General features: G+C 32.0%; 16 protein-coding genes and 1 tRNA gene. 8 read left to right on the plus strand and 9 right to left on the minus strand.

All coding sequences use genetic code 11. The annotated features are described in order from the left end of the window. Positions 1-5: 5 nt before the first annotated feature. The 3 genes from CLV91_RS07060 to CLV91_RS07070 form a co-directional block, all read right to left on the minus strand. The gene (locus CLV91_RS07060) at positions 6-956 is read right to left on the minus strand and encodes an alpha-E domain-containing protein (RefSeq protein ID WP_121065354.1); all 951 of its coding nucleotides are present in this window, start codon (positions 954-956) and stop codon (positions 6-8) included. Positions 957-962: 6 nt separating this feature from the next. Next, positions 963-2423: a circularly permuted type 2 ATP-grasp protein gene (locus CLV91_RS07065; protein ID WP_394340485.1), complete on the minus strand. Its 1461-nt coding sequence runs from the start codon at positions 2421-2423 to the stop codon at positions 963-965. Between the two features lie 408 nt (positions 2424-2831). Next, positions 2832-2904 (minus strand) — tRNA-Met (locus CLV91_RS07070). Positions 2905-3087: 183 nt separating this feature from the next. Between CLV91_RS07070 and CLV91_RS07075 the strand changes: the two genes are divergently transcribed. The 5 genes from CLV91_RS07075 to CLV91_RS07095 all read left to right on the plus strand — a co-directional run bounded on the left by CLV91_RS07075 (position 3088) and on the right by CLV91_RS07095 (position 10230). Next, complete coding sequence (locus CLV91_RS07075; RefSeq protein ID WP_121065360.1) at positions 3088-4452, plus strand: alanine/glycine:cation symporter family protein; 1365 nt, start codon at positions 3088-3090, stop codon at positions 4450-4452. After that, a complete protein-coding gene (era, locus tag CLV91_RS07080) occupies positions 4439-5326 on the plus strand; it encodes a GTPase Era (RefSeq protein WP_121065363.1) in 888 nt (295 codons plus the stop codon). Before CLV91_RS07075 ends, era begins: the two co-directional genes overlap by 14 nt. An 89-nt stretch (positions 5327-5415) precedes the next feature. Next, positions 5416-6939 (plus strand): choice-of-anchor I family protein, encoded by a 1524-nt coding sequence (locus CLV91_RS07085; RefSeq protein ID WP_121065366.1) that lies wholly within the window; start codon positions 5416-5418, stop codon positions 6937-6939. A 333-nt stretch (positions 6940-7272) separates the two neighbouring features. Continuing rightward, positions 7273-8577, plus strand: coding sequence for a ribosome biogenesis GTPase Der (gene der, locus CLV91_RS07090; protein ID WP_121065368.1), 1305 nt, complete (start codon positions 7273-7275; stop codon positions 8575-8577). Positions 8578-9030: 453 nt separating this feature from the next. Next, positions 9031-10230 carry a DUF6786 family protein gene (locus CLV91_RS07095; protein WP_121065371.1) on the plus strand — a complete coding sequence of 400 codons (1200 nt, stop codon included), beginning with the start codon at positions 9031-9033 and terminating at the stop codon, positions 10228-10230. A gap of 8 nt (positions 10231-10238) precedes the next feature. On the opposite strand, the gene CLV91_RS07100 is transcribed toward CLV91_RS07095, so the two are convergent. From CLV91_RS07100 to CLV91_RS07120, 5 genes are read right to left on the minus strand one after another with little or no spacing between them, the layout of a single operon-like run. Further along, entirely contained in the window at positions 10239-11030 is a 792-nt protein-coding gene (locus tag CLV91_RS07100) for a TPM domain-containing protein (protein ID WP_121065374.1), read from the minus strand. Then, the gene (locus CLV91_RS07105) at positions 11011-11448 is read right to left on the minus strand and encodes a TPM domain-containing protein (RefSeq protein WP_121065377.1); all 438 of its coding nucleotides are present in this window, start codon (positions 11446-11448) and stop codon (positions 11011-11013) included. The genes CLV91_RS07100 and CLV91_RS07105 overlap by 20 nt, the downstream gene beginning before the upstream one ends. 6 nt (positions 11449-11454) lie before the next feature. Beyond that, positions 11455-12054, minus strand: a complete 600-nt coding sequence (locus CLV91_RS07110) for a LemA family protein (RefSeq protein WP_121065380.1) — start codon at positions 12052-12054, stop codon at positions 11455-11457. A gap of 19 nt (positions 12055-12073) precedes the next feature. Further along, positions 12074-12403 (minus strand): MerR family transcriptional regulator, encoded by a 330-nt coding sequence (locus tag CLV91_RS07115; RefSeq protein ID WP_121065383.1) that lies wholly within the window; start codon positions 12401-12403, stop codon positions 12074-12076. After that, positions 12403-13380 (minus strand): M23 family metallopeptidase, encoded by a 978-nt coding sequence (locus CLV91_RS07120; RefSeq protein ID WP_121065386.1) that lies wholly within the window; start codon positions 13378-13380, stop codon positions 12403-12405. Before CLV91_RS07120 ends, CLV91_RS07115 begins: the two co-directional genes overlap by 1 nt. A 104-nt stretch (positions 13381-13484) precedes the next feature. Between CLV91_RS07120 and alaS the strand changes: the two genes are divergently transcribed. The 3 genes from alaS to CLV91_RS07135 are packed head-to-tail and all read left to right on the plus strand — an operon-like array spanning position 13485 to position 17670. Then, positions 13485-16100, plus strand: coding sequence for an alanine--tRNA ligase (gene alaS, locus CLV91_RS07125; protein WP_121065389.1), 2616 nt, complete (start codon positions 13485-13487; stop codon positions 16098-16100). A gap of 8 nt (positions 16101-16108) precedes the next feature. Continuing rightward, complete coding sequence (locus tag CLV91_RS07130) at positions 16109-17059, plus strand: GSCFA domain-containing protein (RefSeq protein ID WP_121065391.1); 951 nt, start codon at positions 16109-16111, stop codon at positions 17057-17059. Continuing rightward, positions 17056-17670, plus strand: coding sequence for a DUF4230 domain-containing protein (locus tag CLV91_RS07135; RefSeq protein ID WP_121065395.1), 615 nt, complete (start codon positions 17056-17058; stop codon positions 17668-17670). Before CLV91_RS07130 ends, CLV91_RS07135 begins: the two co-directional genes overlap by 4 nt. Here CLV91_RS07135 and CLV91_RS07140 read toward each other — a convergent pair. After that, the gene (locus CLV91_RS07140) at positions 17667-19433 is read right to left on the minus strand and encodes an aromatic amino acid hydroxylase (RefSeq protein WP_121065804.1); all 1767 of its coding nucleotides are present in this window, start codon (positions 19431-19433) and stop codon (positions 17667-17669) included. The two genes, CLV91_RS07135 and CLV91_RS07140, sit on opposite strands and share 4 nt — an antisense overlap. Positions 19434-19555: the final 122 nt, after the last annotated feature.

Below are 19555 nucleotides of genomic sequence, written 5' to 3' on the forward strand. Positions count from 1 at the left end.
AGTAATTAAATGTAGAAAAATTCTTTTTCCATTTTTTTACTAATCGTAACTAAATCTGTAAGTATTTTTTCAATAAAAATTTTAAAATCTATTTCAATTTCTTCAATGTATTTGTATTTATAATCGTTATATATTTTATTTACTAAAAAAATTGTTGAGTCTTTAGCTGGCTTTCTATCATTTGATAATACCTGAATATGATCCACTATTTTTGCCAAACTATTAATTACGGACTTTGGGCATTTAGGATTTAGAATTAAAAAATCTAATGTATTTATACTTTTTGGCGCATCTTTATCATAGCGCTTCATCATATCATAAGATTCTATACACCTTAATAGCGTACACCATTCCAAGCTAGAAGAAGGTAAAGTGCTTTTTTCTTTTTTAGCTTCTATAAGTTGAATGTCGTTGTATTTTGAGTTTATTATTCTAATAACTTGCGTAGCTCTATCCATACTAATTCCCAGACGGATAATAGAATAAGCATCATCATAGAGTAAAGTACTTGTAATTTTAGCTTTTAAAACGGCGGTAAATTCCATTACATGTGTTGTAAATTCATAAAGGCCTTTTGCTACAAAAAAATCTGCAGAGTAATTTAGTACATAATGATAAAATTTGTTAATGGCTTCGTATAATTCGGTAGAAATTAAATCTCTAGCACTATTAGCATTTTCACGAGCTAATTTTACACAGTTAATAATTGAGTATGGTTTATCTGCATTTAAACCTATATTAAATAATACATCTGACTCTTTTAGGTCAGATTCATCATTATGTGGATCGCCAACCATAAAAAGCATTGATTTTAATACAAATTGACGAGATTGAGACAACTCGTTTGGAGCATCTAAAGATGAAAAGTAATTAACGCATAAATACCTAGCTACATGCTCAGAGCGTTCAATATACCTTCCCATCCAAAATAAATTATTTGCTACTCTTGCTAACATATTTTTTTAGTTTTTTAATACCCAAGTATCTTTTGATCCACCACCTTGAGAGGAGTTAACAATTAAATTTCCTTTTTTTAGCGCCACTCTTGTTAAACCACTTTTAAGTACATAATTTTTATCCTTACCTAATAATGTAAATGTTCGTAAATCTACATGTCTAGGCTCAAAAGATTTTTTATCCTCTATGTAGGTTGAGTGAACCGATAGTGACATTATAGGTTGCGCTATATATTTTCTAGGGCTTTTACGTATTGTTTCTTTAACTTCCTCTATTTCTTTTTTAGATAACTTACTACCAATAGAAATTCCATATCCTCCCGCTTCATCAACAGGTTTTACAACTAGTTTTGGAATGTTTTTTAAAACATATTTTAAATCTTCAGGTATACTACAATGGTAGGTATGTACATTATTTAGAATTGGTTTTTCATCTAAATAATATTTAATAATTTTTGGCATATAGGCATAAATAGCTTTATCATCAGCAACACCTGTTCCTGGGGCATTAACTAGGCACACATTACCTTCTTTATATGCAGAGAATAGTCCTGGAACTCCTAAAACAGATTCTGGATTAAAAGTTTCAGGGTCAATAAAAGCATCATCTATTCTCTTGTAAATTACATCAACCTTTTTTGGCCCGTTAATAGTTTTCATATAAACGAATGAATTTTTCACAAAAAGGTCTCTTCCTTCTACTAACTCTACACCCATGCCTTTAGCTAAATAAGAATGCTCATAATATGCAGAATTAAAAATACCTGGAGTAAGTACTACACATGTTGGTTTGTCTACTCCGTTAGGTTTTACGGTTTCCATTATCTCAAGAAGGTTTTGAGAATAATCTGTTACCGTATGTATTTTATACTTATCAAAGACACCAAATAAAGCTCTTTTAAGTGCAGTTCTATTGCATATAACGTAGCTAACCCCGGAAGGAGTTCTAATATTATCTTCTAATACATAGTATTTTCCATCAGAATGTTTTATTAAATCTGTTCCTGATATATGATTGTAAACTCCACCTGGAGGATCAAACCCCTTCATTTGTTTTAAATAATTTTCAGAGGACTCTATTAGCTCTTTAGGAATAATGCCATCCTTTATTATATTTTGGTCATGATATAGGTCTCTTAAAAATAAATTTAAAGCTTTACTTCTTTGTAAAACCCCACTTTCAATATGATCCCATTCTTTTTTGTCTATTATTCGTGGAAACAAATCAAAAGGAAAAATTTTCTCTTTAGTTTCATTATTTCCGTATACCTGAAAAGTTATGCCTTGATTAAAAAAAGATGTTTTGGCATATTCGTTTAATGCTTCAAAATCAGAAATAGAATGTTTGTTGTATATGTCAAATAATGTTTGATATATTTCTTTAACATTTTTATTTTTATCAAAAACTTCATCTAATAATTTATCATCAAAAGTATACGAAGAAAATATAGGTAAATTCTTTTCCATAATCATTGTTCTTTGATGCTTATGAAGTTATAAAACAAACAGATAAATGTTTGTGTTTATTCAATAATAAAAAAGCTTAATTATAAGAATAGAATAATACTTGTTGTAATTTTTTGCTCTTTCCTAATATAATGTCGTGTTAAAATGTTGATTTTTTTTTAGAAACAATGTAATCACTTTGTTTTCAGAAGTTTACGTGTATTTTTTTGTAATTTCTAAGGTGTCGTCAAAAATAGGTAGGCAGTAATATTTTTTAGAAATTTAATTATAGTTTTTAAAAGTTATTTAAATAAACTTAAAATTAAGGAATAATGCTATAGATTAATATATTAAGTAACTACTTTAAGATAGGTAGGTAAGATAATAAATTAAAAAAGCCCTTCAGGAAACTGAAGGGCTTTTTGGTAGTAGCGGGAACAGGACTCGAACCTGTGACCTTCGGGTTATGAGCCCGACGAGCTACCTACTGCTCTATCCCGCGATATGGGTTTCCAAAACTATCAACTTTGCTTAAAAGCACTCAGTTCATAATGCTGACTGATTTATTTTGGACTGCAAATATACAATGCTTTTTCTATACAATCAAAATAAAAACACATATTTATTTTAAGCCTATCCGTTTTAAAATTCCTAAATTACCCAATCTTTAAGATTATAGTTATTTATGGATTATTTAAACAATTTATTGTCTTCCGTCTTACCATATACAGAATGGCCCATGTTTATTCTTTTAATAGGCGGAGGTCTATTTTTATTTTTTTATTCTAAGTTTGTTCCTTTTCGTTTTTTTGGGCATGCTATTGCAATAACTGCAGGGAAATATGATGATAAAAATGCAAAAGGAGATGTAAGTAGTTTTCAAGCATTGTCTGCTGCGGTAGCTGCTACGGTTGGTTTAGGAAATATATCGGGAGTTGCAATTGCTATTCATGATGGGGGCCCTGGGGTAGTTTTCTGGATATGGATTACTGCAATTCTGGGTATGGGAATAAAGTTTTATTCCTGTAGTTTATCTATAATGTTTAGAGGTAAAGATTCCGAAGGTAAAATGCAAGGCGGCCCTATGTATTATATAACGCAAGGCCTTGGAAAAAAAGCAAAACCGTTGGCAATCTTTTTTGCTGTTTGTGGATTGTTTGGTTTCTTGGGGGTGTTTACAGCTAATCAATTTACAGAGACATTTATGAGTGTAATTGAGCCATCTGAAACCTTGTATGCCATGGGAGATGAGAGTTGGAAATGGACCATAGGTATCTTTTTAGCAGTAATTACTTCTTTTGTAATTTTTGGCGGACTTACAAAAATTGCAAAGGTGGCGTCTGCTATTGTTCCATTTATGGTATTTGTTTATCTGGTTGCTGTAATTGTAGTTATGACACTAAATTCTAGCCAAATAATACCATCTTTAAAATTGATTTTTACAGAGGCTTGGAACTTTAAAACAGTCGTTACAGGAGGCTTTTGGGGTTTGGTAATAATTGGAGTTCGTAGAGCAATGTTTTCTAATGAAGCTGGTTTAGGTAGTGCACCAATGTATCATGGGCAATCTAAAACAGATAGTCCTATTAAAGAAGGATTAGTAGCTATGTTAGGGCCATTTATAGATACTATTTTGGTATGTACATTTACAGCTATTGTGATTATACTAAGTGGTGCTTATTTAGAAGATATGAGCGGAATTGTTATGACCTTAGAGGCATTTAGGCGTACTCTTTTTGGATATGGAGATGATCTGTTAATGATTATCGTATCTGCTTTTGCTCTTTCTACCCTTTTTACCTATTCTTATTATGGTGTAAAATCACTTTCTTTCTTAACAAACGCACGAATAGGTAAATTATATAATGTCTACTTTGTTATAATGATTATTTTTGCCGCAGTAGCTTCTTTAGATTTAGTCAAAAATTTAATAGACCTTTCTTACGCTTTAATGGTAATACCTAATATGATAGCAGTATTATTATTAGCACCAAAAGTAAATGAAGCTGCAAAAGCATATTTTAAAAAGTTAAAGAATGACAGAGCATAAAGCCGGATTTGTAAATATTATTGGTAATCCTAATGTAGGGAAGTCTACATTAATGAATGCTTTTGTAGGGGAAAAGTTATCTATTATTACTTCTAAAGCCCAAACTACAAGACACCGTATCTTGGGAATAGTAAATGGAGATGATTTTCAGATGATTTTATCAGATACTCCAGGGATAATTAAACCAGCCTACGAGTTACAAACTTCTATGATGGACTTTGTAAAATCTGCTTTTGAGGATGCCGATGTCTTACTCTACATGGTAGAAATTGGAGAAAAGGCACTTAAAGATGAAAAGTTTTTTGATAAAATAAAAAGTTCTAAAATTCCTGTTTTGTTGTTGTTAAATAAGATTGATGTTACAGAACAAGAAATAATAGAAGAACAGGTGCAGTATTGGCAAGCTCAATTACCAACTGTAGAAATACATTTAATATCGGCACTTCAGAATTTTAATGTTACAGGTGTTTTTGAACGTATAATAGAATTATTGCCAGCTTCACCAGCGTATTATCCTAAAGATCAGTTAACAGATAAGCCAGAACGCTTTTTTGTAAATGAAACTATTCGCGAAAAAATATTAATACACTACAAAAAAGAGATTCCGTATTCTGTAGAAATAGAAACTGAGGAATTTTTTGAGGATGAAGATATTATTCGCATGCGTGCTGTAATTATGGTAGAGAGAGATTCTCAAAAAGGAATCATTATTGGTCATAAAGGGAGTGCGTTAAAACGTGTAGGAGTAGAGTCTAGAAAAGACTTAGAAAAATTCTTTGGTAAGCAAGTGCATTTAGAGTTATATGTAAAAGTAAATAAGAATTGGCGTAGCGATTCTCGCCAGCTGAAACGTTTTGGTTACAATAAGAAGTAATTAGTAACCTTAGGATATACTTTTCTTTACTTTAGAATTAAGTAAGATGTTCATTTTTGTTGACTTATAATAATCAACGAAACACCAAAATGAAAAAATCACTTATTCTAGCGGCTTCAATGGCCCTAATTTTTAGTTCCTGTATTAATGATGATAATACAGACTTTGATGGCGATAAAGATATAGATGTATCTGCATTAACTTTCACAAAATTAAGCACTTCTGTTAATGGTTCTGGAGATGAAGGATTTGCAGAAATCAGTGCTTTTGATGCAAAAACTGGAAAACTATTTGTAGTAAATCCAAATGAGCAGGAAATATCTGTATGGGATATATCTAATCCATCAGCAACAATAAAATTAACATCTATCGCATTACCAGGAACACCAAACAGTGTTGCTGCACAAGATGGCTTATTAGCAGTAGCTGTAGAAAGTGATCCAAAACAATTAGATGGACAAATAGTTACTTTTAATACAGAAACACAAGTTCAAGTAAATACTTATAATGCAGGAGCTTTACCAGATATGGTAACCTTTAGTCCAGATGGAAAATATATTATATCTGCAAATGAGGGAGAACCAAATGATGATTATACGGTAGATCCAGAAGGTTCTATTTCTGTAGTTAATATTAAGGAGAATGAAATAAACACATTGTTCTTTGGTGCTTATAATGGGCAAACTATTGGTAATGATTTTCGTGTTTTTGGCCCTGGAGCTTCTTTAAGCGAAGATGTAGAGCCAGAATACGTTGCTGTATCAGAAGATAGTAAGTATGCATACGTTACTTTACAAGAGAATAACGGTATTGCAGTAGTAGATTTAGGCAGCATGACAATTACAAATGTTTATGGTTTAGGTACTAAAGATTTTTCTTTACCAGAAAATACAATGGATGCTAGTAATAAAGATGATATTGTTGGTAATTTTAAAAACTGGCCTGTATTAAGTTATTACATGCCAGACGCTATGACTTTTTCTAAAATTGGTGGGTCCGAGTATTTAATTACAGCAAATGAAGGAGATGCTAGAGATTATGATGGGTATTCTGAGGAAGAAAGAGTTAAAGATTTAACTTTAGATGAAACTGCTTACCCTAATGCTGAAGAATTACAATTAGACGAAAATTTGGGTCGTTTAAAAATTACAACTGCCAATGGAGATACGGATGGTGATGGAGATTTTGACCAAATTTATGGTTACGGTGCCCGTTCTTTTACAATATGGGATACTGCAGGGTCAAAAATATATGATAGTGGAGACCATATAGGAAAGAAAACATTTGAATTAAATCCAGAACTTTTTAATAATGATGAAGGGGAAGTAGATGATCGTAGTGATGATAAAGGAGCGGAGCCAGAATCTGTTACTACTTTAAAAATTGGAAATAGCACGTTACTTTTTGTAGGATTAGAAAGAACAGGAGGTGTTATGGTTTACGATATAACAACGCCAACTGCGCCAGTTTTTGTAAACTGGTTATATAACGCAGAAGATATTGCTCCAGAAGGATTAATAGTAATTCCGAGTAAGGATAGTCCAACTAAAGAAAATTTATTAGTAGTAACTAATGAAGTTTCTAATACAATTACTATCTACGAAATTAAATAAATAGATTAATATTTTTTTAAATCTTCTAGTTTACTGTTAAAAGTAGGCTAGAAGATTTTTTTTATAAAGTTTAATGTGTAAATTGAACATAGTACATGCATTTCTTCTTTATTAAATTTAATAAAGATATTAACTTCTAGTTAGTTTCTTAAAAATGAAGTTGTAAACTTCGTGATAAAAGCTAAAATTAGTTATTTTTTAGATTCATTTATATATAATTGAAAACGAGGCATTAATACAATATCGTTATCAAGAAGAGTTTTCATAAAGAGAAAGTTTAAATCACTTTATTATTTAAGTATTAGCACTACCTTTGTGGCTTAATTTTATATTATGAGTGCTATTGTTGCTATTGTAGGGAGGCCAAATGTTGGAAAATCTACATTTTTTAATCGTTTAATTCAAAGAAGAGAGGCTATTGTAGATGCTGTTAGTGGTGTTACAAGAGACCGTCATTATGGAAAGAGCGACTGGAATGGAAAAGAATTTTCTTTAATAGATACTGGTGGTTATGTTGTTGGTAGTGATGATATTTTTGAACAAGAAATAGATAAACAAGTAGAACTTGCCATAGAAGAAGCCGACGCTATAATTTTTATGGTAGATGTGGAGTCTGGTGTAACAGGTATGGATGAGGATGTTTCTAAACTACTTAGAAGAGTAAATAAGCCAGTTTTTTTAGCAGTCAATAAGGTAGATAATGCTATGCGTGCAGAAGACGCTGTGGAATTTTATAACCTTGGTTTAGGAGACTTTTATACACTTTCTAGTATAAATGGTAGTGGTTCTGGAGAATTATTAGATGCCATTGTAAAAGTCTTACCAGAAGTAGAAGAGGAGGAAAGTAACCTTCCTAGATTTGCAGTTGTTGGTAGACCAAATGCAGGAAAATCTTCTTTTATTAATGCATTAATCGGAGAAGACCGTTATATAGTGACTGATATTGCAGGTACAACTAGAGATAGTATAGATACAAAATATAATCGCTTTGGGTTTGAGTTTAACTTGGTTGATACAGCAGGTATTCGCCGCAAAGCAAAAGTTAAAGAAGATTTAGAATTTTATTCGGTTATGCGTTCTGTAAGAGCTATAGAACATAGTGATGTTTGTTTGTTGTTGTTAGATGCCACTCGTGGTTTTGATGGACAAGTAGAAAATATTTTCTGGCTAGCGCAAAGAAATAATAAGGGTATTGTAATCTTGGTAAATAAATGGGATTTAGTAGAAGACAAGGAGACAAATACTATAAAACACTACACCGATAAAATTAAAAAAGCAATAGAGCCATTTACGGATGTTCCTATTCTATTTATATCGGTATTAACTAAACAGCGTATTTTTAAAGCTATAGAAACTGCTGTTGAGGTGTATAATAATAGAAATATTAAAATTCCTACACGTAAGTTTAATGACACTATGTTACCTATTATAGAAAACTACCCGCCGCCAGCATATAAAGGTAAGTTTGTGAAGATTAAATTCTGTATGCAACTACCAACACCATATCCGCAATTTGCATTCTTCTGTAATTTACCGCAATATGTACGTGAGCCATATAAGCGTTATTTAGAGAATAAATTAAGAGAAAATTTTAATTTTTCTGGAGTTCCTATTAGCGTATTTATGCGTAAGAAATAAATAAGCATGATTTTTTAAGTCACTTTTGTGGTATTTTTTTTATTTGATTATCGGTAAAGTGTTGTTTTGTAGGGATATATGAAAACTTAGATGTTTCTGTACGTGGAAGAAAAAATACAGCTTAGCGGATATTTTATAATCCATCGAATATTTTATACGTTGCTCGAATCTTAATTCCAAATATTCCATGCTTCTCGTTTTACTAATAAACCCAAGTATTATGGAAGATAAATCTACTTTTAATGATTACCTAGTGTATTCGTATTGTGCTTTTTGTATTTTATGGGGAGTATACTTAGTATTTTTTGCGGACTAACAATTTTGGAAAAACATCCCCTTGAGGCTTAGTAGGCCTTGAGGGATAAATAAAAATTATTTAATACAGAAGTTAACGAATAACCCGTAATTGTTTTACATTTAAGTGTTAATTACGGATTCAATTAATTTCTAGATATGTGCAGACTTCTAAAGCGTCTTTTATGTGTAATTCTTTTTATTACTATTAGCGCATGTAATAATTCTGATGTTTATCCAATATCTACTTTTGGTGAAGATTTAGAAGTTATAAACTCGGTTATTTCTCCTGTTATCTTAAAAGATAGAGAAAGGCAAATAGTTGTTTCAAGTGAGTTTCAGGGAAGAATATTTACGAGTACATCACAGGGTTTAGGAGGAACGAGTTACGGATGGTTCAATAAAAATATTTTACTTAGTGATAGTGTTCTTGTAAATAGAAGTAAAATAGGAGGAGAAGGTCGTATTTGGTTTGGTCCAGACCAAGGGCCAAATACTATTTTTTTTAAGATTGATGAAAAAACAGGAGAGAAGTTACATGCTGCTCCAAAAGATTTAAATACCCTTTCATTTAATATTCTAGCACAGTCTTCTGGATCGGTAAAATTAGGAAATAAACTACATATTGAAAATTTAAAAGGATTTCATTTCAATATAGAAGTAGAAAGAAAAATAGAACTACTTAAAGAAGATTATGTTTCTAATTTTTTAAGTAATTCTTTCTCTAATAATTTGTCTTATGTAGCTTATAAAACCAACACAAAAATGACAAATGTTGGTGAGCAAGATTGGTCTAAGGAAACGGGTCTTCTATCTTTATGGGATTTAGGGTGTTACCATCCAACACCAAAAACAACAGTAATAATACCCTTAAAAGAAAATGTAGATAATGCAACCGTTTATTTTACAGAGATAGATAGTACACGTATTGTTGTAAAAGATAAAGTTCTCTATTATAAGGCAGATGCGAATTATTTAAATAAAATTGGAACGCTACCAGAGTATACATTACCTTATTTTGGTAGTTACAGTCCGGAATTAAATTCTTTAACCATTGTAAAATTTAGTTTTAATTCTTTAGATAAAGAGTATGTAAATGCACATCCAGTGAATGTAGAAAATCAATATAGGGGAGATGTAATTAATGTTTTTAATGATGGCAAATGGGGAGAAGTTGGTCCTTTTGGTCCTTTTTATGAATTAGAGACATCTTCTCCTGCAAAAGAATTAAAAGTAGGAGAGAGTGTAAGTCATTTTCAAGAAGTGTATCATTTTAAAGGTTCTAAAAAGGAGCTAAATAAAATCTCGATAAGTGTTTTAGGAGTGTCTATAAAAGATATTGAGATAGCGTTGCCTTAATAAAAAAATTACCATCCGCCAGAAGCACCGCCGCCGCCAAAGCCACCGCCTCCGAAGCCACCACTAAAACCGCCACCGCCTCCGAAGCCACCGCTTCCAAAACCGCCACTAGAAGAGCTGCCACGTCCCATATTACTTAGAATAATAATATCTCTAAAGTCTAATCCAGAACCTCGTTTTCCGCCTCTATTATTACGGTTATTTCCTTTTCTATTCCATAAAATTATAAGAATAATAAAGAAGATAATGAAAGGTAAAAAAGCTTCAAAAGGTATCCCTTCATTAAAAGAACGGTCTTCGGTAAATTCACCGTTTAAAACCTTAATAATAGCATTAGTTCCTTTATTTAGTCCACCATAGTAATCGTTTTGTTTAAAACTAGGGATAATAACAGTTTCTATAATTCTACGAGACATAGCATCGGTTAAAGAGCCTTCTACACCATATCCTGTATTTATCGCAATTTTACGGTCGTCTTTAGCAAGTAGTACTAATACACCATTATCTTTACCTTTTTGACCTATACCCCATTTTTGTCCCCAATTTGCTCCTAGGTAGGTTATGTTTTCACCTTTGGTAGAACTAATTATAGCAACTACTATTTGTGTGGAGGTGCTATCTGCATATTGGGTAAGTTTTCTGGTAAGTGTTTGGTTTTGAGATTTAGATAGTAAACCAATATAATCATAAACACTAGTTTGGTTTTGCTTTCCAGGTTTTTCTGGGATATTAAATTGCGCTTGAGAAACGGTCCAAAAGCATAAAAAAAGTAAAAGAAGGCTATCCTTTAGATATTTCATTGCTAAGTTCGTTTGTATCTCCATGCATCCACGGAAAATGTTCTTCTAGCTCTTTACCTGCTTTTAGAACACCATTAATAATTCCTTCTTTAAAATTGCCAGCAACAAAGTCTTTTTGAATACCTTCTTTAGTGGTGTCCCAAAAATTAGCGGGTACAACTTTATCTATACCTTTATCTCCGTAAATTGCAAATTTTTGGTCATTAACAGCAATATAAAGAAGTACTCCATTTTCTTCTTTTGTATTATCCATTTTAAGAAAATGAAAAACTTCTTTAGCTCTGTCTAATAAATCTAATCGAGTATGTGCTTCAATATGCACACGAATTTCACCAGAAGTGTTTTTTTCTGCTGTAACTATAGCATCAACAATTTCTTGCTCTTCCTCTGTTGTTAAAAAATCCTCTACTCTAGACATTGATTATTATTTAAAATCAAAATTAACATCTGGAGCATCTTCAGAACCAGCTTCGGCTTTAAAATAGGCTAACTCATCAAAATTAAATATACCTGCTAAAATAGAGCCAGGAAATTTTTTAATTAAGACATTGTATGGTTCTACAGTGGCATTAAAACGGTCTCTTGCTACATTAATTCTATTTTCTGTACCTTCTAATTGCGATTGTAATTCTAAAAAGTTTTGATTTGCCTTTAAGTCGGGGTAACGTTCTACCGTAACTAAAAGGCTCTTTAGAGCACCACTTAGTCCGCCTTGAACTTTATTAAATTGGGCAAGTTGTTCTGGTGTTATATTAGTTGGGTCTATAGATACAGATGTGGCTTTTGCTCTAGCTTCTATAACATCTTTTAGCGTGCCACGTTCAAAATCTGCAGCGCCTTGTACTGTTTTTACTAAATTACCAATAAGGTCATTCCTTCTTTGGTAAGCACTTTCTACATTTGCCCATGTTTTGGTAGAGGTTTCTTTTAGTTGTACGGCTGTATTGTTAAAGCCTACTGCCCATTGGTAAATTCCAAATGCTAATACCCCAAGTACTAGTAAAGCAATTAATCCTTTTTTCATAATAGTATTTATTTAGTGTTTATAGGTTGTTCTTTATTTTTATAAGTTCCATTTTTACTTTTTCTAATTTTTGTATAATATCAAAATTAGATAAAGTTTTGTGTCGCTCTTCTTTTAAATGAGTTTTTGCTCCTTCTAAAGTAAACCCTCTTTCTTTAACAAGGTGGTATATTAACTTTAAATTGGTAATGTCTTGTGGGGTAAATTTACGATTGCCTTTAGCGTTTTTTTTTGGTTTTAGAACATCAAATTCTTTTTCCCAAAAACGAATTAGAGAAGTGTTTACATTAAAAGCTTTGGCAACTTCGCCAATGCCGTAATATCTTTTTTCTGGTAGTTCTATATGCATTAATCTAGTGATTGATTTTCCTGATTAGCAAACTTTAGCATATTTTCAAATTCTATAGGAGATAAACTACCATAATAAAAATTAATTGGGTTTATACGATCCTTTTCTTTCCAAACTTCATAATGCAAATGCGGAGCTTCGGAACGTCCTGTACTGCCAACAAAACCAATAAGGTCTCCACGTTTAACTTTTTGTCCTTTTTTTACATTGTATTGACTTAAGTGCGCATATAAACTAAGGTAGCCATATCCATGGTCTATTCGTATATGTTTGCCATAACCAGAAGAATTATTATCTGCTCTAACTATTTTACCGTCTCCAGAAGCGTAAATAGGGGTTCCTTTAGGAGCTGTAAAATCCATTCCATAATGCATTTTTCTAGCCTTTGTAAAAGGGTCAGAGCGCCAGCCGTAGCCAGAAGCCATTCTAGTTAAATCTTCATTATTTATTGGTTGTATGGCTGGTATTGCAGCAAGTAATTTTTCTTTTTCTTCGGCAAGGATGGTAATTTCATCTAAAGACTTAGATTGTATAGCCATTTGTTTTTTAATAACATCTAAACGTTTGGTAGTAGCAATTACCATATCAGAATTATTAAAGCCTTCTAGAGATTTGTATCTATTTATACCACCAAAGCCAGCTCTTCTTTGCTCTTCAGGAATAGGGTTTGCTTCAAAATATAGTCTGTAAATATTATTATCTCTATCCTCAATATTAGCAAGAACGTCTTCAATTTGCTCCATTTTTTTGTCTAATAACTCAAACTGAAGCTCATAGTTTTTTACTTCTCTTTGTAAGGATAGTTCTTTGGGAGTGTTAATTAAATTAGTGTTTAAAAGGAAAATTAATCCTAGTAAACCAAATAGAAATGACCCTAAAAAAAAGAAACTTATGTTTCTATACCGTTTAGATTTTTTTGGTTCAATCTTACGGTAAGATAACGTATCTGGATCGTAATAATATTTTACTTTAGACATGAATAGATTTTATCCTATTTTTGTGCTTTAAATATAGCGCAATAAACAAATATAAAAATTGTTTTGCAGAAACCATTATTTTTTAAGAAACCTTACCATTTTAGATGAATTCCAAGGAAATTAGAAGTCAGTTTTTAAATTTTTTTAAAGAGAAAAACCACAAGATAGTCGCATCTGCCCCAATGGTTATTAAAGATGACCCTACTTTATTATTTACAAATGCTGGTATGAACCAGTTTAAGGAGTATTTTTTAGGGAATAGTGTTCCTAAAAGTTCTAGAGTTTCGGATACGCAAAAATGTTTAAGGGTAAGCGGTAAGCATAATGATTTAGAAGAGGTTGGTAAAGATACGTACCACCATACTATGTTCGAAATGCTTGGAAATTGGAGTTTTGGAGACTACTTTAAAAAAGAAGCTATAGAATGGGCTTGGGAATTACTTACCGATGTTTTAAAAGTAGATAAGGATAGTCTTTACGTTTCTGTTTTTGAAGGAAGCTCAGATGCAGATAATTTAGAGATGGATATGGAAGCTTACAATTTATGGAAGGCTATTGTACCAGAAGACCGAATTATAAAAGGAAATAAAAAAGATAACTTTTGGGAAATGGGAGAGCAAGGACCTTGCGGACCATGTTCAGAAATACATGTAGATATACGTTCTGCAGAAGAAAAAGCTAAAGTTTCTGGGGCAAGTTTGGTAAATGAAGATCACCCGCAGGTTGTAGAAATATGGAATCTTGTATTTATGCAGTATAACCGTAAAGCAAGTGGACAATTAGAGCCTTTGCCAGCAAAACATGTAGATACGGGAATGGGGTTTGAACGTTTGTGTATGGTTTTGCAAAATGTAAAATCTAATTATGATACCGATGTTTTTACACCAATTATTAGAGAAATAGAAACCATAACCAATTCTAAATACGGAAAGAACGAAGAAACAGATATTGCTATACGTGTAATTGCAGATCATATTAGAGCGGTGTCTTTCTCTATTGCAGATGGGCAATTACCTAGTAATACTGGTGCTGGTTATGTTATAAGAAGAATTTTAAGAAGGGCAGTACGTTATGGTTTTACTTTTTTAGAAACTAAAGAACCTTTTATGTATCGTTTGGTAGGAGTGCTAAATAATATAATGGGAGATGCCTATCCAGAACTAAAAGAACAATACCAGTTAATAGAAAATGTAATTAAAGAAGAAGAGCATTCTTTTTTAAAGACATTAGATCAGGGGTTAGTTTTGTTAGATACTATAATTAGTAATACAAAAGGAAAAGAAGTTAACGGGGCAAAAGCTTTTGAGCTTTATGACACCTATGGTTTCCCTATAGATCTTACGGCTTTAATTTTAAGTGAAAAAGGGTTTAGTTTAGATGAAGCAGGTTTTGAAAAAGCCATGCAAGAACAAAAAAACCGTTCTAAATCTGCGTCTGAAACTTCTAAGGAAGATTGGACTATTTTGGTAAATGACCAAGAGCAAGAGTTTATTGGTTATGATAGATTAGAGGCGGACGTAAAACTGGTGAAATTTAGAAAAATCACTTCTAAAAAAGACGGGCAACAATATCAATTAGTATTTAATTTAACTCCGTTTTATGCAGAAGGTGGTGGCCAGGTTGGTGATAAAGGATATTTAGAAGCATCTAACGGAGATGTTATATATATTATTGATACTAAAAGAGAGAATAATGAGATAGTACATTTTTCAAAGAACTTGCCTAAAAAGTTAGAGGAGGTATTAAAAGCGGTAGTAGATAAAAAACAAAGACAAAGAACAGAAGCAAACCATACTGCTACGCACTTATTACACCAAGCTTTAAGAGAGGTTTTAGGAACTCATGTAGAGCAAAAAGGATCTGCCGTACACTCTAAATATTTACGTTTTGACTTTTCTCATTTTGCTAAAGTCACAACAGAAGAATTACGGGAAGTAGAAGATTTTGTAAATGCTAGGATTGAGGGTAAGTTGGAATTACAGGAAAATAAGTCGGTTCCAATGAAACAGGCAATAGAAGAGGGCGCTATGGCATTATTTGGAGAAAAATATGGCGATGCAGTGCGTACTATTCGTTTTGGAAAGTCTATAGAGTTGTGTGGAGGAACACATGTAAAAAACACAGCCGATATTTGGCATTTTAAAATTAAGAGCGAAGGTGCTGTTGCTTCTGGAATTCGTAGAATAGAAGCCATAACTTTTGATGGCGTTAAAGAGTTTTATTTTGAAAACAACAGAACGTTGTTTGAAATTAAAGATGTATTAAATAATGCAAAAGACCCTGTAAAAGCCGTAGTTGCTTTACAAGAAGAAAATAGTAGTTACAAAAAGCAAATAGCAGAACTTTTAAAAGATAAAGCGAAAAACCTTAAAGGAGATTTATTAGGGAGTTTAGAAGAAATTAACGGAGTTCAGTTTTTAGCTAAAAAGGTAGATTTAGATGCTGCAGGGATAAAAGACCTTTCTTTTGAAATGGGACAAAATAAAGATAATTTGTTCTTACTTTTTGGAACAGAGCAAAAAGGAAAAGCATTACTTTCTTGTTATATATCTAAAGAATTAGCTGCGTCTAAAAACTTAAATGCAGGAACCATTGTGCGGGAGCTTGGTAAGTTTATACAAGGTGGCGGCGGTGGTCAACCATTTTTTGCTACAGCAGGAGGTAAAAACCCAGCAGGTATAGAAGAAGCTTTAAGTAAAGCAAAAGAGTATATTTCATAATACTAATAATGAAACTACAAACCAAAATTCCTTTACAAAAGGAAAAGAACCAGATAAATTATAGCAGCAAATTGCTGTTGTTGGGTTCTTGTTTTGTAGAGAATATTGGGGAAAAATTAAAATATTATAAATTCCAAACGGTTCAAAATCCGTTTGGAATTTTATTTCACCCTTTGGCTATTGAAAACTTGGTGTCCAGAGCTATAGCATTAAAAGAATACACAAAAGAATCTATTTTTTTAAATGAAGAACGTTGGCATTGTTATGATGCGCATTCCGAGTTAAGTTCTAATACTCCTGAGGAACTGTTAGAGAAGCTAAATAGTGGATTACGGACTACTAAAGAGCAAATAAAAGAAGCATCACACATTGTAATTACCTTAGGAACAGCTTGGGTATATTCTTTTATAGAGGAAAAAAAAGTAGTAGCCAATTGTCATAAAGTTCCGCAAAAGCAATTTTCTAAAAAAATATTGTCGGTAAATGAAATTCAAGATAGTTTAGAGCATATAAAATATCAAATTAAAAAAATAAATAAAGAAGCAACTCTAATATTTACAGTTTCTCCTGTACGTCATATAAAAGACGGATTTGTAGAAAATCAACAAAGTAAAGCACATCTTATTACTGCCATACATGAGGTAATTAAAAAAAGTAATGTCACTTATTTTCCGTCTTATGAAATCATGATGGATGAATTGCGCGATTATCGTTTTTATAAAGAAGATATGGTGCACCCTAATGCAACTGCTGTAAATTATATATGGGAAAAGTTTACTTTAAGTTGGATTAATGAGGAGGCGCAAAAAGTAATGGATAAGGTTTCTGTGGTTCAAAAAGGACTGGCACATAGGCCTTTTAATGAAAAATCTCTAAAGCATAAAGAGTTTTTAAAAGCGCTTGAAAAGAAAAAAACGTATCTTCAAGAAGCGTATTCTTTTATGAAATTTACGTTATGAAAAAAGTTTTAATAGGTGCGTTGGTTACATTGTCCATGGTTTTTGTTTTTCGTTCTTGTATGAATAGCAATAAAGAAAAAGCAATTCTCGAGGAAAACTCAATGCTTATTCAGGAACAAATTAAAAATGTTTCCAAATTAGTAGTAACGGAAGGTCATTTTGCAGAGGTATATAATTATAAGGATTCTCAAGAACTTTTTGGTCCGTTAATTACAGCAGATAAAAAAGCTTTAGTGGTAGTTAATGCCGAAGTTACTGTTGGTTATGATTTAAGCAAATTAACTTTTAAAGTAGATGATAAAGCAAAAGTCTTATATATAAAAGAGATTCCAGAACCCGAAATTAAAATAAACCCAGATTTTGAGTATTATGATGTTACTGCAGATTATTTAAACCCTTTTAAAGCAGAAGATTATAACACTATAAAGAAAAACATACACGCTTCCTTATTAAAAAAAGTAGAAGCTTCTACTTTAAAAAGTAATGCCAAAAATAGATTATTAAGCGAGCTTTCTAAATTTTATGTACTTACCAAAAGTATGGGATGGACGTTAGAGTATAACGAACAACTTATTCAAGAAAATAGTTTAGAGCAATTTATTAAGGATTAAGCTTTTTTGCTTTTTGTTTGGTCTTGTACTAGGGTTATACCATTGTCTATAAGATGTCCAATTCTAGGATTATCTAGTTTTATATTTTCTAAGTGAGCAGCAATAGATGCTGCAAATTCTATAGTATTACTTTTAATTGCCAGTTCATAAATTTCTAGAGGAAGAAGCCAATCTTTAGGGTAGTTTTCTTGTATTTCTTTAAATACTTTATTTCTAGAAACGGTTTTATTTTTTCCTTCTCTAAAGTCTCTAATTTGTTGGTATAAATCTTCTAGTTTTAATTGTTTAGCAGTTTTTTTAATTTTATGGGTTGTTGTTTTTACTTCATGTGTTATTCTATCAAAACTAGATAAATCTGCAGGGCCATTAAAAGCAGAAACAATTTTTTCTCCTATTGCCATATTATAAAGTTCCTCTTCCGAATTAAATAATACCTTTCCTAAATGCGTCACAATGCAATTTTTTAGGGTAATTAAAATAATTTCGCCTTGTAGGTTTCGTGTTCCAGTAATAATTTTTCCTTTTACAGTAATGTCTCCTTCAAATTCAAGAGAAATTATTTCGCCTTCAAAAATATTATAAGCCTTAAGGTCTCTGGGGCTCATGTCTTCAATAGCAATATTAATGCCTTTTAATTTTCCAATCGGAGAACCAAAACCATGCAGATGTTGGTTAATTCCTTGTCCAATTAGTTCCTGATTACGGTAAGAAAGCGCAGTAGGTCCTGCAGTCTGAAAAAATATTGGAGTACCATTATTTTCAAGAACCGAAATATAATTACCAGAAATTTGTAAACCTGTACTTAGTTCTATAGTGCCTATTTCTGCAGCATCTATTAATTTTTGAACGCCAATTAGTCCTCCAGTTCTTAAGGCCATAGTATTTGCAAATTCTTCTAAGACCTGACTTAGAAAAGAAAAATCGGGAGTTACAAACAATTGCGGTTGGGGTTTGGTAATATCAAAAGAAGTATGTGCGGCAATCTTAGAGTATGGTATTTTTTTTACTTCATTGGTCATACACCAAGCACTTTCGCCAATAGAAGATAAAAGGCCAGCACCATATATTTTAGGATTTTCAACCGTACCAATTAAACCGTATTCTACAGTCCACCAATGCAGGTTTCTAATAAGAGCCATTTCGCTAGGCTCTCCCATATTTTTCTGAAGATTTTCTATTAGGTTTTCGGCTTTTTTAATTTCGTCTTCTGGCGTGTTTGGGGCTTCTTTTATAATAGATAAATGCCTAACGGCTTCATATAATTCATAATCTTTTTTACTAGAAATAGCTTTGCATCCTATTTCTCCAAAACGTCTTAAATATTCTGCGTATTCAGGATTGGCAATAATGGGGGCATGCCCAGCACCTTCGTGAATAATATCTGGAGCAGGAGTGTACTCTATATTTTCTAATTGCCTTATGTCGGATGCTATTACAAGAACATTGTATGCTTGGAACTCCATAAAAGCGGAAGGAGGTATAAAACCATCTACTGCAACTGCTGCCCACCCAATTTCTTCTAAAATACGGTTCATGCCGTACATGTTTGGAATGTTATTTATGGATATTCCTGTTTTTTGTAGGCCATCTAAGTAAGATGCGTGTGCAACTTTTCCTAAATAATCTACATTTTTACGCATAACGTATCTCCAAACCGCTTGATCTATAGCAGAGTAATCCTCATAGTTTTGTGGTTTTATAAATTGCCTTAGGTGTTCGGGTAATTTATCTAAAATTGGATTGCTTTGGTAGTTGTTTTGCATATTATACATAAATATAAAGATGTGTAATTACTATTAAAGGTACATATTTGATTATTTAGTAGTGTGCAATGTGTGATTATTAGTAAAAATTCCTTTATTTTTAAATAATATGGTAATATGTA

Origin of the sequence: Maribacter vaceletii, from assembly GCF_003634105.1 — a bacterium.
Taxonomy (GTDB): Bacteria; Bacteroidota; Bacteroidia; order Flavobacteriales; family Flavobacteriaceae; genus Maribacter_B; species Maribacter_B vaceletii.